Origin of the sequence: Pseudomonas sp. TCU-HL1 (genome assembly GCF_001708505.1) — a bacterium.
Taxonomy (GTDB): domain Bacteria; phylum Pseudomonadota; class Gammaproteobacteria; order Pseudomonadales; family Pseudomonadaceae; genus Metapseudomonas.
Genome location: NZ_CP015992.1, coordinates 2,144,566 through 2,158,365, shown reverse-complemented (window position 1 = coordinate 2,158,365; position 13,800 = coordinate 2,144,566). Strand labels below are relative to the sequence as shown.

The 13,800-nt window shown below is 62.5% G+C and carries 12 protein-coding genes and 7 tRNA genes; 6 read left to right on the top strand and 13 right to left on the bottom strand.

Features of this window, described 5'->3' with window-relative positions:
- The 12 genes from THL1_RS09985 to THL1_RS09930 all read right to left on the bottom strand — a co-directional run bounded on the left by THL1_RS09985 (position 1) and on the right by THL1_RS09930 (position 6,070).
- Positions 1 to 450, bottom strand: a complete 450-nt coding sequence (locus THL1_RS09985; protein ID WP_069083121.1) for an acyl-CoA thioesterase — start codon at positions 448 to 450, stop codon at positions 1 to 3.
- Positions 447 to 1,097, bottom strand: a complete 651-nt coding sequence (locus THL1_RS09980; protein ID WP_069083120.1) for a bifunctional 4-hydroxy-2-oxoglutarate aldolase/2-dehydro-3-deoxy-phosphogluconate aldolase — start codon at positions 1,095 to 1,097, stop codon at positions 447 to 449. The genes THL1_RS09985 and THL1_RS09980 overlap by 4 nt, the downstream gene beginning before the upstream one ends.
- A 128-nt stretch (positions 1,098 to 1,225) precedes the next feature.
- The gene (locus THL1_RS09975; protein WP_069083119.1) at positions 1,226 to 2,068 is read right to left on the bottom strand and encodes an alpha/beta hydrolase; all 843 of its coding nucleotides are present in this window, start codon (positions 2,066 to 2,068) and stop codon (positions 1,226 to 1,228) included.
- Positions 2,069 to 2,079: 11 nt separating this feature from the next.
- Positions 2,080 to 2,619 carry a TetR/AcrR family transcriptional regulator gene (locus THL1_RS09970; protein WP_069083118.1) on the bottom strand — a complete coding sequence of 180 codons (540 nt, stop codon included), beginning with the start codon at positions 2,617 to 2,619 and terminating at the stop codon, positions 2,080 to 2,082.
- Positions 2,620 to 2,790: 171 nt separating this feature from the next.
- Positions 2,791 to 2,866, bottom strand: a tRNA-Glu gene (locus tag THL1_RS09965).
- 62 nt (positions 2,867 to 2,928) lie between these two features.
- Positions 2,929 to 3,004, bottom strand: a tRNA-Ala gene (locus THL1_RS09960).
- A gap of 43 nt (positions 3,005 to 3,047) precedes the next feature.
- Positions 3,048 to 3,123 (bottom strand) — tRNA-Glu (locus tag THL1_RS09955).
- Positions 3,124 to 3,185: 62 nt separating this feature from the next.
- Positions 3,186 to 3,261, bottom strand: a tRNA-Ala gene (locus THL1_RS09950).
- Positions 3,262 to 3,304: 43 nt separating this feature from the next.
- A tRNA-Glu gene (locus tag THL1_RS09945) sits at positions 3,305 to 3,380 on the bottom strand.
- 39 nt (positions 3,381 to 3,419) lie between these two features.
- Positions 3,420 to 3,495 (bottom strand) — tRNA-Ala (locus THL1_RS09940).
- Between the two features lie 146 nt (positions 3,496 to 3,641).
- A complete protein-coding gene (gene gltX, locus THL1_RS09935) occupies positions 3,642 to 5,123 on the bottom strand; it encodes a glutamate--tRNA ligase (RefSeq protein WP_069086465.1) in 1,482 nt (493 codons plus the stop codon).
- Between the two features lie 26 nt (positions 5,124 to 5,149).
- Positions 5,150 to 6,070, bottom strand: a complete 921-nt coding sequence (locus THL1_RS09930; protein WP_069083117.1) for a LysR family transcriptional regulator — start codon at positions 6,068 to 6,070, stop codon at positions 5,150 to 5,152.
- Positions 6,071 to 6,177: 107 nt separating this feature from the next.
- Here THL1_RS09930 and THL1_RS09925 point away from each other — a divergent pair, with 107 nt between their 5' ends.
- From THL1_RS09925 to THL1_RS09915, 3 genes are all read left to right on the top strand, one after another.
- Positions 6,178 to 7,224 carry an HlyD family secretion protein gene (locus tag THL1_RS09925; protein WP_069083116.1) on the top strand — a complete coding sequence of 349 codons (1,047 nt, stop codon included), beginning with the start codon at positions 6,178 to 6,180 and terminating at the stop codon, positions 7,222 to 7,224.
- Positions 7,214 to 8,773, top strand: a complete 1,560-nt coding sequence (locus THL1_RS09920) for an MDR family MFS transporter (protein ID WP_069083115.1) — start codon at positions 7,214 to 7,216, stop codon at positions 8,771 to 8,773. The genes THL1_RS09925 and THL1_RS09920 overlap by 11 nt, the downstream gene beginning before the upstream one ends.
- Positions 8,774 to 8,868: 95 nt before the next feature.
- On the top strand, positions 8,869 to 9,714 hold the full coding sequence (locus THL1_RS09915) for an EamA family transporter (RefSeq protein WP_237234784.1): 846 nt from the start codon (positions 8,869 to 8,871) through the stop codon (positions 9,712 to 9,714).
- A 26-nt stretch (positions 9,715 to 9,740) separates the two neighbouring features.
- On the opposite strand, the gene uvrB is transcribed toward THL1_RS09915, so the two are convergent.
- Entirely contained in the window at positions 9,741 to 11,756 is a 2,016-nt protein-coding gene (uvrB, locus tag THL1_RS09910) for an excinuclease ABC subunit UvrB (protein WP_069083113.1), read from the bottom strand.
- A 183-nt stretch (positions 11,757 to 11,939) separates the two neighbouring features.
- On the opposite strand from uvrB, the gene THL1_RS09905 reads away from it, so the two are divergent.
- From THL1_RS09905 to tnpB, 3 genes are all read left to right on the top strand, one after another.
- Entirely contained in the window at positions 11,940 to 13,136 is a 1,197-nt protein-coding gene (locus THL1_RS09905; protein WP_069083112.1) for an amino acid aminotransferase, read from the top strand.
- 69 nt (positions 13,137 to 13,205) lie between these two features.
- Positions 13,206 to 13,281, top strand: a tRNA-Asn gene (locus THL1_RS09900).
- Between the two features lie 161 nt (positions 13,282 to 13,442).
- Positions 13,443 to 13,799, top strand: coding sequence for an IS66 family insertion sequence element accessory protein TnpB (tnpB, locus tag THL1_RS09895; RefSeq protein WP_003449170.1), 357 nt, complete (start codon positions 13,443 to 13,445; stop codon positions 13,797 to 13,799).
- Position 13,800: the final 1 nt, after the last annotated feature.

The window sequence follows — 13,800 nt, the reverse complement described above, 5'->3', positions numbered from 1 at the left end:
TCAAAGCTCCAGCGGGAACGGCGGCTGCAGGGCACGCCCATATCCCTCGACGAATTCGGTCGGCATGCGTTTGGGGCGGCCGGTGGAAAGCTCGATGCAGACGAAGGTGGTCCTGGCCCGCAACAAGGTGACTTGGTCCTCCGGCCGGACCAGCTGGAAGCGTCGATCCATCTTCAGTCGCTGGTCCGACTCAACGATCCAGGTCGCGATCTGCAACTCCTGACCTTCGTAGGCCGCAGCCAGGTAGTCGATTTCATGGCGCAGCACCGCCATTGCACGGTCCAGCCGCCGGTATTCGGCCAGGTCCAGCCCCAGGCTCTGGGAATGGCGCCAGGCGCAGCGCTCTAGCCAACTGACATACACGGCGTTGTTTGCATGGCCTAGACCATCGATGTCTTCGGCATTGACCTTGATATCGATGACGAACGGATCGGGCAGGTCCCAGTTCATGAGTGAAGCTCCAGGCTTCCGGCCAGTTCGCGGGCCTCTGCGGCAAGTTGGGTGATCTGGTCCCAGGCGCGGGCACGAATCAGGCTCGACGGCGCAATCCAGGTGCCACCGACACAGGCCACATTGGGCAGGCGCAGGAAGTTCAGCAAGTTGTCCGGCGTCACGCCACCGGTGGGGCAAAAGCGAATGCCGGTGAACGGCCCCTTCAGGCTCTTCAGCATTTTCACGCTGCCATTGCCATTGGCCGGGAACAGCTTCAGCGAGCGGTAGCCGTACTCCAGCGCCAGCAAGACTTCGGACGGTGTCATCACCCCGGGAAGGTACGGTAGGCCAGAGTCTTCGGCAGCCGCGGCGAGGCGCTCGGTACAACCGGGGCTGACGGCGAAATGCGCCCCGGCATCGCGCGCCTCGATAAATTGTTCGGTGTGAATCAGGGTACCCGCCCCTACGAGCAGGTCCGGAAACGCCTTGCGAATCGCCGCCAGCGCATCCAGCGCGCGAGGGGTTCGCAGGGTGACTTCCAGCACCTCGACGCCACCCGCGCTGAGCGCGCCGGCAAGGTCCAGGGCCAGCCCGGTATCCTCGATCACCAGCACGGGCAGAACCGGTCGCGCCCGCTGCAGCACCACATCCATCGTTAGGCTCATGTCAGCTCTCCACGTTGCAAAGTTCCGGGCCTGGGTCGCAGGCGACCATGCCAGGGCCGTGAACCTTGGAAGTAGAGCACCGACAGCAGGTCACCTGCCAGTGCTGCGACAGAACGTGCCACGACGACTCAGCGCGATACCTCCGCGAGTACCTGGGGCTCGCGAACCTCCGCGAGCAAGCCAAGCACCGCCCCGGTCAGACGGGGATCAGCCAGCAATCGCTGATGGCCGCCCGTCTCCAGGCGCAGCACCTGACTGTCGAACCAGGCATCGTGAATCACGTGCGCCTCGTCGACCGGCACAACCGGGTCATCCTCGGCATGCACCACCAGGCCAGGTACATCCAGCTGGTAGCGCTGCACATCCAGATGCGCCGCAGGAATCCCCGCATGGTGCTCCACAAGGCTGACGAAATGGGCCCGCGCCTTGGGCGGAAGCCCCATGTAGCGAGCGAAGCTGCGCAGCGGTCCGAGAATCCTGCTGGGCGCCGAAATGCTCACCAGGGCCCGCGCACGCAAGCCCATCTGGCTGGCCAGCAACACACTGGCGCCGCCCATGGAATGACCGATGACCGCGTGCAGCGGTGGCAGCTCCCCAGCGGCCTCCAGCAGGGCGCGCGCAAACAGCACCACATTGGCCTCATGACCAGGCGAGTGGCCATGCGCAGGAGCATCGAGGGCCACCACACCGTAGCCCGCAGCCACCAGCGCGTCGATCAGGCTGGCGAACTGGGTGGGGCGCCCCTCCCAACCGTGCATCAGCAAAACGGTGGGCCCACTCCCCCAGCGCAGGGCCGACAAACCGAAACGCAAGGTGATGCGCTCGGCGCTACCGAGCAGCGGCATCTCCCAATCACGCGGGGGCAGGTTACGCGGCGTCATGAACTGACGACGCATGCGACGGGCGACAGTCTGCGGCGCCAGGCGACCCAGGGTGGCGTGCAATCCACGAATCAGGCTCATGTTGTTCATCGTCAGGTTCCTCAGATAACCGCCGCCTTGGCGGCACGCAGTACTCGGTCAGACAGGTCGCCAACTCCCAATGCACGGGCCAGCGACAGCCCGCCCACCATCAGAGCAATGACGGCGAGGGCCTTCTCGGCTTCCTCGGGGCGTTCGCACATTTCGGCACTGAGCACCTCCAGATGCTCGGCCAGCGCCTCCCGGTATGCCGGCGGCAGTTGCGGCACCGCCCCAAGCGAGCTCGGCAGCGGGCAACCGGAACGCGTGGCGTCCCGATGCTTGTGTGACAGGTAGAAACCCGCCGCCAGAACGCGGCGCTCCGCCCCAGGGAGACTCCGGTCAACCAGTGCCATGAGGTCGCGGCGCTTTCGCAGGAGTTGCTCGAAGACTTCCAGCATCAGGGCGTCCTTGCTAGTGAAATGGGCATAGAAGCCACCCACCGTGAGCCCGGCAGCGGACATCACGTCAGCCACGCCAGGCTCCTGGGGACCGTGACGGAGCATCGCCGAGGCAGCCGCCTGCAGGATGCGTTCGCGCGTCTGGGCTTTCTTGTCGCTCATGGCAGCCTCCTATTAAATTACACACATAATATTATTTGCGTAATACAAATTGGCAAGACATTCGGCAAACCGTTCGTCGTGCGCTGAAAAGTTTTCTGGAGGAGAAAAACAAAAGGGCCATCCCAAGCTGGAATGACCCTTGAAAAGCCCGCAGTGCGGGAAATCTTGAAGTGGCGTCCCCTAGGGGACTCGAACCCCTGTTACCGCCGTGAAAGGGCGGTGTCCTAGGCCACTAGACGAAGGGGACAAAACCTTCGAACAGCAGGGCCAGCGCTAGGCTGGCCCCGTGTGATGCACATTGCATCGATTTGGTGGAGCTAGACGGGATCGAACCGTCGACCTCTTGCATGCCATGCAAGCGCTCTCCCAGCTGAGCTATAGCCCCGAATTACTTCGGCTACACCGGCCTGGCCGATGCTGCTGGAATATGGCGTCCCCTAGGGGACTCGAACCCCTGTTACCGCCGTGAAAGGGCGGTGTCCTAGGCCACTAGACGAAGGGGACAAAACCTTCGAACAGCAGGGCCAGCGCTAGGCTGGCCCCGTGTGATGCACATTGCATCGATTTGGTGGAGCTAGACGGGATCGAACCGTCGACCTCTTGCATGCCATGCAAGCGCTCTCCCAGCTGAGCTATAGCCCCGAATTACTTCGGCTACACCGGCCTGGCCGATGCTGCTGGAATATGGCGTCCCCTAGGGGACTCGAACCCCTGTTACCGCCGTGAAAGGGCGGTGTCCTAGGCCACTAGACGAAGGGGACGAAACCTTCATGCCTTTTCGCGACCCACTCCGGAAAGAGTGGTGGAGCTAGACGGGATCGAACCGTCGACCTCTTGCATGCCATGCAAGCGCTCTCCCAGCTGAGCTATAGCCCCGTCGCGAGGACGGGGCGCATATTAGGGGCGCCCCATCCGGCTGTCAACAATATTTTTTCTACTATACGAACTTTTTTATCTGGAAGAACAAACACTTACCCGACCTCGGCCAGTGCGCGGCCCGCCTCGCACCAGCCGAAGGGCCATCAGGCGATGGCCGCGAGGAGCTTCTCCCACTCTTTGGTTTCCTTCTTCGACACGCCACCGAGCAGTTCGATGGCCTGCCGTAGGCGGAAGCGGCTGAGGTCAGCCCCGAGGATTTCCATGGCATCCAGCACCGATACCGAACTGGCGTGGCCGGTAATGGCAGGAAACATCAGCGGCATCACATCACGCAGCTTGAGTTCCAGGCTTTCGGCAACAGCCTGGATACAGGCCGTAATCCGGTCTTTCTCCCACTGGCGCAGGGACTCCAGCTTCCACAGCACCAGTTGCATGACCTGACGCACCTGGTCCGGGCTCAGTTTCTTGTGCTCGAACAGCTTGGCGTCCAGCGATACAGCGCCGGAGAAGAAGAAACCGGCCAGCGGGGCGATCTGGCTGAAGGTCTCTACCCTGCCCTGCACGTGCGGCGCGATGCGCATCAGGTACTCGGGGTTGAGCGCCCACTTCTGAACCTCTGTGGCGAAACGCTCGACCGGCAGTTCGCGTATCCACTGGCCATTCAGCCAGGAAAGCTTCTCCAGATCGAAGATCGGACCGCCAAGGGAGATACGCGACAGGTCGAAGTGCTCGACCATCTCCGCCAGGGAGAACTTCTCGCGCTCGTCCGGCATCGACCAACCCATGCGCCCCAGATAGTTGAGCATCGCCTCGGGCAGGAAGCCCATGCGCTCATAGAAGGTGATGGAGGTGGGGTTCTTGCGCTTGGACAGCTTGCTCTTGTCCGGGTTACGCAGCAGCGGCATATAGCAGAGCTTGGGCTGTTCCCAGCCGAAGTACTCGTAGAGCTTGATCAGCTTGGGCGCCGAGGGCAGCCACTCTTCACCACGCAGTACGTGGGTGATGCCCATCAGATGGTCATCCACGACGTTGGCAAGGAAGTAGGTGGGCAGGCCGTCGGTCTTCATCAGAACCTGCATGTCCATTCGATCCCACGGGATTTCGACATCACCGCGAAGCATGTCCGGCACCACGCAGACGCCCTCGCTCGGCACCTTCATGCGCACGACATGGGGCTCGCCCGCGGCGATGCGCTTATCGGCCTCATCCTTGGCCAGGTGCATGCAGTGGCCGTCGTAGCGCGGGGTTTCCTTGCGCTCGGTCTGCTCGGCGCGCAGCTTGTCCAGGCGCTCTGCGGTGCAGAAGCAAGGGAAGGCATGCCCCTTGTCCACCAGCTCCTGGGAGTATTTCTTGTAGATCTCGCCGCGCTCGCTCTGGCGATACGGGCCATGCGGGCCGCCAACATCCGGACCTTCGTCCCATTCGATACCCAGCCAGCGCAGGGCGTCATAGATCTGCTGCTCGGACTCGCGCGTGGAGCGCAACTGGTCGGTGTCTTCGATGCGCAGGATGAACTGACCGCCGTGCTGGCGCGCGAAACACAGGTTGAACAGGGCGATGTAGGCGGTGCCCACGTGCGGGTCGCCGGTGGGCGACGGCGCGATACGGGTACGGACGGTGGTCATGGAGTGGTCTCGGAACTGAAGGTGGATCAAAGGCGCGATCTTATCAGGCTGGCCGCCGAGGGCTCCAGCAACTGTCCTTCGCTGACCGGCAGGCTGCGCATCAGGAAATCGAGGAAAGCCTTGACCTTCATCGCCTGAAATCGCCGTGACGGGTAGACCGCATAGATCTCGCCACTCGGCAAACGGGCCTCTGGCAGCAACTCGATCAGCTCGCCACTGCGCACAGCGTCCTCGGTGATCATCAGTGGCAGTGAGGCAATCCCTGCCCCGCCGATGACCACCTCACGGGCAAAGGTGATGTTGTTGCACTGTACGACCCACTGGCAGGGCACGCTCTCGCCGAGCAACGGCCAGTGGCGCGGCGAATCCTGGGGCAGCAACACCGCGCGGTGGCGCGACAGGTCGGACACCTCGCGTGGCGCTCCGTGGGCGGCGAGGTACGCCGGACTGGCGCACAGACGCCGGCCATTCTCGAACAATTTGCGCGCGATCAGGGTCGAGTCCTGCGGTTGGCCGACCACGATGGCGATGTCCACGCCCTCTTCCAGCGGGTCGACGTTGCGAGAGGTGATCTCCACCTCGGCCGTGATCAGCGGGTACTGACGCATGAAACTACCCAGTACCCGACCAAGGAACAACTGGCCGAACTCGATGGGCGCCGTGACCCGCAGCAGGCCCGAGGGCTCCTGCTGTAATTGCATCACCGCCTGCTCGGCCTCGGCGAAGTCCAGCATGATCTGCCGGCAGCGCTCGTAATAGGCCAACCCCACCTCAGTCAGGCGAAGCTTGCGCGTGGTGCGATTGAGCAGGCGCACCCCGAGCCGCTCCTCCAGAAGAGCGATGCGCCGGCTGACCGTCGACTTCTGCATACCCAGGGTTTGAGCCGCCTGGGTGAAGCTGTGGCACTCGACTACGCGGGTGAAGATCAGCGCATCATCCAGCCCCATTATTGTTCCCTATAAGCAACAAAGTTTCTGAATTGTACCGGCTATTTGCGAGCACGGAACACTGCTAGATTCGCAACATTCTGCAAAGACTTCGAGCCACGTTTGCCATGCCTGCCAAATTGCAACGCCGCCTGTTCACTTTCATTGCCCTGGTAGCACTGGTCGCCGCCGGTTTCTTCGTTCACTGGCTACTGATCGGCCGCTTCGTCGAAACCACCGACAACGCATACGTACAAGGCGAGATCACACGCGTCTCGAGCCAGTTGGGCGCACGAATAGAGGACGTGCTGGTCAGCGACAACCAGCAGGTGAAGAAAGGTGACCTGCTGGTTCGCTTGGAAGCCGACGATTTCAAGCTGGCCCTGGAGCGCGCCCGCGCCCAACTCGCCACCCGCGAGGCAGAGCTGGCCCAGGCCCAGAGCAAGCTGTCCCAGCAATCCAGCCTCATCGCCGCCAGCCAGGCGGATGTGGCCGCCAGTCAGGCCACCTTGGGCCGCACCCAGATCGACCTGTCCCGCGCCCAGACCCTGCGCAAGCCGGGGTACATCTCCGAGGAACGCGTCACCACCCTCTCTGCAGACTCTCGCGTAGCCCGCTCCCAGGTGGCCAAGGCTGAAGCGGACCTCAAGGCTCAGCGCCAGCAGATCAACGCGCTGAACGCCGAAATCAAACGCCTGGAGGCCCAGATCGCCAACGCCCGCGCCGACGTGGCACAAGCCGAGCTGAACCTTAGCCGCACCGAAATTCGCTCGCCCGTGGACGGCCGTGTCGGCCAGCGCGCCGCGCGCAACGGCCAGTACGTGCAGGTGGGCGCCCACCTGCTGTCGCTGGTGCCGGATGCGGACATCTGGGTCCAGGCCAACTTCAAGGAAACCCAGATCGAGCACATGGAGCCCGGCCAAACAGCCGAACTGGTATTCGACAGCTTCCCGGACAGCCCGGTCGAAGCCCGCGTGGAAAGCCTGTTCGCCGCCTCAGGCGCGCAGTTCAGCCTGTTACCGCCGGACAACGCGACCGGCAACTTCACCAAGGTGGTCCAGCGCATTCCGGTGAAGCTGACCTTCGCCGCCGACAATCCGCTCAAGGGCCGTATCCGCCCCGGCATGTCCGTTTTGGTCAAGGTGCACCTGAAGGCCGAAAACCATGGCGGGTGATGCCCTGGTTCGCCCCATCGGCGAACCGACCCGCCGCGACTGGATCGCGGTCATGAGCGCCATGCTCGGCGCCTTCATGGCGGTACTGGACATCCAGATCACCAACTCGTCGCTCAAGGACATCCAGGGCGCACTCTCCGCGACCCTGGAAGAAGGTTCGTGGATATCCACCTCCTACCTCGTGGCGGAAATCATCATGATTCCCCTCACCGCGTGGCTGGTGCAGCTACTTTCGGCGCGACGCCTGGCAGTCTGGGTATCCATCGGCTTCCTACTCTCGTCCCTGCTCTGTTCCCTGGCCTGGAGCCTGGAAAGCATGATCGTGTTTCGCGCCTTGCAAGGATTCACGGGCGGCGCGCTGATCCCCCTGGCCTTCACCCTGACCCTGATCAAATTGCCCGAGCATCACCGCGCAAAGGGCATGGCGCTATTCGCCATCACCGCCACCTTCGCCCCCTCCATCGGCCCAACCCTGGGCGGCTGGCTGACGGAGAACTTCGGCTGGGAATACATCTTCTATATCAACGTGCCGCCCGGCCTCCTGATGATCGCCGGCCTGCTCTACGGGCTGGAAAAGAAAGCCCCTCACTGGGAACTGCTCAAGCGTACCGACTACGCCGGCATCGTGACCCTTGGCGTCGGCCTGGGTTGCCTGCAGGTCTTTCTCGAAGAAGGACACCGCAAGGACTGGCTGGAGTCGCAACTGATCGTCGGCCTGGGCAGCGTGGCCCTGGTCAGCCTGGTCCTCTTCGTGATCCTCCAGGTGTCGCGCCCCAACCCGCTGATCAACCTGGGCATCCTGAAGAACCGCAACTTCGGCCTTTCGAGTATCTCCAGCGTCGGCCTGGGCATGGGCCTCTACGGCTCCATCTACGTGCTACCGCTCTACCTCGCGCAAATCCAGGGTTACAACGCACTGCAGATTGGCGAAGTGATCATGTGGATGGGGGTTCCCCAGCTCTTCCTGATCCCGCTGGTGCCCAAGCTGATGAAGGTGATCCCACCCAAATTCCTCTGCGCGCTGGGATTTGGCCTGTTCGGTTACGCCAGCTTCGCTTCTGGCGTGCTCAACCCAGACTTCGCCGGGCCGCAGTTCAATCAGATCCAGATCATCCGCGCCCTGGGCCAACCCCTGGTGATGGTGACCGTGTCGCTGATCGCCACCGCCTACATCCTGCCCCAAGACGCCGGCTCTGCCTCCAGCCTGTTCAACATCCTGCGCAACCTGGGCGGTGCCATCGGCATCGCGCTACTCGCGACCCTGCTGGATGCCCGCGCCAAGGTCTACTTCGACTACCTGCGCGAAGCCCTCGTCCCGAGCAATCCGCAGGTCGCCGAACGCCTGGCACTGCTGACAGAGAAACTCGGCAGCGAGCAAGCGGCACTCGGCAAGCTCAGCGAAATCGCACACCAGCAGGCCAGCATCATGGCCTACAATGATGCCTTCCACTTTATCGGCATCGCCCTCGGCGTCAGCATGCTAGCCGTGCTGATGACCCGCGCCCTGCCCTCTGGCACCGCTGGCGACACGAGCGCCGCCGCCCACTAATCCCGCGCCGGGCAACCGGCGCGCTGCGCTTCAGGCTGTACATGTCTTCCCACGCTTCATCTCGCCGCACCCTTCTCCTGATCGGTGCCTTCGCCATGATTTACATCGGCTGGGGCACCACTTACCTCGCCAACCATTTCCTCCTGCGCGAACTACCGCCCTTCGTCATCGGCACCTTGCGCTTTCTCTTTGCCGGCCTGCTGGCGTTGGGCTGGGTGCTGGCCAGCGGCAAGGCACAGGTTCAACGCAGCGACCTGGGAGGGGCCCTGGTAGGTGGCATATTGCTGATCGCCGTTGGCCAGGGCGCACTCATCTACGCCAACCAGTTCCTGCCCACCGGCATGCTGGCGATGCTCTATACCACCCTGCCCCTCTGGAGCGTGGCCCTGGAGTGGCTGCTGGACCGCCGCCCGCCGCTCTGGGTGCTCTGCGGCCTGGCCCTGGCCAGCGGCGGCATCGTGATGCTGATGGGCAGCGGGCTCGGACCGGAAGCCGGCTTCCAGCAGTGGTTCGCTGGCGGCCTGGTGGTCACAGCCACGCTGCTTTGGGCCGTCGGCGCCTGGCTGCTGCGCAAGCGACCGCCGTTCCGTTCGAGCTGGATGGGTCTCAGCCTGCAGATGCTCACAGGCACAGCAATACTCGCGATCTTCGGCCTCTGGCGCGGAGACTGGCATGGCGTGGCGCTGGGCAGCGTCAGCCTGGACGCCTGGCTCTGGATGGCTTACCTGGTAATCCCGGTCAGCCTGGGGGTCTACCCCGCGTACTTCTGGCTCCTGCGGGAGGTGAAGCCAAGCCTGGTGTCGACCTTCGCCTTCGTGAACCCGGTGGTGGCCTTGCTGCTGGGCTTCCTGACCCTTGGTGAGCGCCTGGACTTCGCCACCCTGCTTGCCTGCCTGGCCACCCTGGCAGGTGTGGTAATGATCATTTTCGGCCGCCGCTGACTCAGAAAAAGGACACCCCTCCTCCATCAGACCTTGAGCAAGCGCTCACGCAATTTCTGGATCTCATCGCGCAACTGCGCCGCCGCTTCGAACTCCAGATCGCGGGCCAGCTGGAACATCCTCTCTTCCATCTGGCGAATGCGCTTGGTGATTTCGCTCGGCGAACGCAACTCCGCCTCGTAACGGGCACTCTCCTCCGCCGCCTTGGCCATGGCCTTGCGCTTGTTGCTGCGCGAGCCCGGCACCGTGGCGCCTTCGAGAATGTCCTGAATGTCCTTCTTCACACCTTTCGGCACGATGCCGTGGACCTCGTTGAAAGCCACCTGCTTGATTCGCCGCCGCTCGGTCTCATCGAGGGCCCGCTGCATCGAGCCGGTGACCTTGTCGGCGTAGAGGATTGCCCTGCCATTGAGGTTTCGCGCAGCACGACCAATGGTCTGGATCAGCGAGCGCTCCGAACGCAGGAAGCCTTCCTTGTCCGCATCCAGGATCGCGACCAGAGCTACCTCCGGCATATCCAGGCCTTCGCGAAGCAGGTTGATGCCCACCAGTACATCGAAGGCGCCGATCCGCAGGTCGCGGATAATTTCCACGCGCTCCACGGTGTCGATGTCGGAGTGCAGGTAACGCACTTTCACATCGTGATCGGCGAGATAGTCGGTCAGATCCTCCGCCATGCGCTTGGTCAGGGTCGTGACCAGCACCCGCTCCTCGACGGCCACACGCTTGCGAATCTCGGAAAGCAGATCATCCACCTGAGTGGTTGCCGGGCGCACTTCAACTTCCGGATCCACCAGCCCGGTCGGGCGCACGACCTGCTCGACCACGCGCCCGGCATGCTCGCCCTCGTAGGGCCCTGGCGTCGCCGAGACGAAGATGGCCTGCGGGCTGATCGCCTCCCACTCGTCGAACCGCAGCGGTCGGTTGTCCAGCGCCGATGGCAGGCGAAAACCGTATTCCACCAGGGTTTCCTTCCGCGAGCGGTCGCCCTTGAACATGGCGCCAACCTGCGGGACCGTGACGTGGGATTCATCGATGACCAGCAAGGCATTGCCCGGCAGGTAATCGTAGAGGGTGGGTGGCGGCTCACCAGGGGCACGCCCCGAGAGGTAGCGAGAGTAGTTCTCGATGCCGTTGCAGTAACCCAGTTCCAGGATCATCTCGAGATCGAAACGCGTGCGCTGTTCCAGGCGCTGCGCCTCAACCAGCTTGTTGGCACCCCGTAACTGCTCCAGGCGTTCTTTCAACTCTGCCTTTATATGGTCGACCGCCTCCAACAGCACCTCGCGCGGCGTCACATAGTGGCTCTTGGGGTAGAAGGTGAATCGCGGCAGCTTACGGATAACCTCCCCGGTAAGCGGGTCGAAGGCAGCCAGGCTCTCGACCTCATCATCGAACAACTCGACACGAATCGCCTCAAGGTCGGATTCCGCTGGGAAGATATCGATCACATCACCGCGAACCCGGAAGGTGGCGCGGGCGAAATCCATGTCATTACGGGTGTACTGCAACTCCGCCAGGCGACGCAGCAAGGTTCGTTGGTCGATTCGGTCACCCCGATCGATGTGAAGGACCATTCGCAGGTACGACGCCGGGTCACCCAGGCCATAGATAGAAGAAACAGTGGCGACGATGATGGCATCCGGCCGTTCGAGCAAGGCCTTGGTCGCGGAGAGGCGCATCTGCTCGATGTGGTCGTTGATCGAAGCATCCTTCTCGATGTAGGTGTCGGACGAAGGGACGTAGGCTTCCGGCTGGTAATAGTCGTAGTACGACACGAAGTACTCGACCGAATTGTTCGGAAAGAACGCCCGGAACTCTCCATAGAGCTGCGCAGCCAATGTCTTGTTAGGCGCCAGGACCAGCGTCGGGCGCTGCACCTGGGAAATGACGTTGGCGATACTGAATGTCTTCCCCGACCCCGTCACACCCAGCAGCGTCTGGTGCGAAAGGCCGGCTTCGAGCCCTTCCACCATCTGGCGAATGGCCTCCGGCTGGTCGCCGGCGGGCTTGAAACGGGTGACAAGCTGGAACTCCGACATGCTGACCTCGACGTTGGATGTGACATCTGCGCAGAACAGGCGTCATACCTGGCGGAAAGCTTGCGCGCGATGTCGCCGCAAGCGGCCTGGGCCGCTATAATACCGGCCCGATTGCGCAACCCCTAGCGCACATCGTTCGGGGTTGCATCCCACCCTCACCTTCCTCCTCCGAGCTGCCGCATCATGAGTCTGTTTTCTGCCGTCGAAATGGCTCCGCGCGACCCAATCCTGGGCCTCAACGAAGCGTTCAACGCCGATACCCGTGCCAACAAGGTCAACCTTGGCGTGGGCGTCTACTACAACGAGGAGGGCCGCATCCCGCTCCTGCGTGCTGTAGCTGAAGCGGAAAAGGCCCGCATCGAAGCGCACGCTCCGCGCGGCTATCTCCCGATCGAAGGCATCGCCGCCTATGATCAGGCCGTGCAGAAGCTGCTGTTTGGTGCAAACTCCGAACTCCTGGCCCAAGGCCGCGTAGTTACCACCCAAGCCGTGGGCGGCACCGGCGCGCTGAAGACCGGCGCCGACTTCCTGAAGCGCCTGCTGCCCAACGCCGTCGTAGCGATCAGCGATCCCAGCTGGGAGAACCACCGCGCCCTGTTCGAAGCCGCCGGTTTCCCGGTACAGAACTACCGCTACTACGATGCAGCCACCAACGGCGTGAATCGTGCCGGCCTCCTGGAAGACCTGAAGGCCCTGCCCGCTCGCTCCATCGTGGTACTGCACGCCTGCTGCCACAACCCGACTGGCGTGGACCTTGAACTGGAAGACTGGAAAGCCGTCCTGGAAGTCCTGCGCGAGCGCGAACATGTTCCGTTCCTCGACATCGCCTACCAGGGCTTCGGCGCCGGTATCGACGAAGACGCCTTCGCAGTGCGCCTGTTCGCCGAATCCGGCCTGCAGTTCTTCGTATCCAGTTCCTTCTCCAAGTCGTTCTCCCTCTACGGCGAGCGCGTTGGCGCCCTGTCCGTGGTGACCAGCTCCAAGGAAGAAGCCGGCCGCGTGCTGTCGCAGGTCAAGCGCGTGATTCGTACCAACTACTCCAACCCACCCACCCACGGTGCCACGGTGGTTGCATCCGTGTTGAACAGCCCGGAACTGCGCGCCATGTGGGAAGCGGAGCTGGGCGAAATGCGCACTCGCATCCGCGGCATGCGCCTGGCTATGGTTGAACAACTGGCTGCGCAGGGTGCCAAACGCGACTTCAGCTTCGTGGCCCGCCAGCGCGGCATGTTCTCCTACTCCGGCCTCACCGCCGAGCAGGTTGAACGCCTCAAGAACGAATTCGGCATCTACGCCGTCAGCACTGGCCGCATCTGCGTCGCCGCGCTGAACAACAGCAACCTGGAAAGCATTACCCGCGCCATCACCCAGGTGCTCTGAAAAGTAAAAGGAGAAGTTCAAGCAGACGCTTGACTTCTCCTTTCTAATCAGTAAGATACGCGAATCCGATCCGCGATAGCTCAGTCGGTAGAGCAAATGACTGTTAATCATTGGGTCCCTGGTTCGAGTCCAGGTCGCGGAGCCAAATTAGAAGCCCTCGGTATATGCCTGGGGCTTTTTCTTTATGCGCGGGACTCTCACCAGCCTGGCTACTCGGCTGCACAGTAAGCGCTCCATGAACCCCACCTTCAACTGAACGATCCGCTTGCGGATGCTGGGCTCCCGTTTTCCCAGTGGAGCCCCGTCATGATGCGTCCGGACGCCAAGGTCAAAGCCGTCTACCTCTATCCGAAACCCGTCGACTTCCGGAAATCCATTGATGGTCTGGCGGCCTTGGTGGAGCTGGATATCAAGGTGGCCGTGTTCGACCCGGTGTTGTTCGTCTTCCTCAACAAAACACGCAACCGGGTGAAGATCCTCTATTGGGAACGCAATGGCTTTTGCCTGTGGCTCAAGCGCCTGCAGGCCGAGCGTTTCAAGACCAAGCCTGATGCTGAAGAGCCCATCGTGTTGACGGTGCGGGAACTGAATCAGTTGCTGGCAGGATTCGACCTCTGGGGGAACCAGCCACACAAGGTGCTGACCCCGCGTTTTGTGAGCTGAG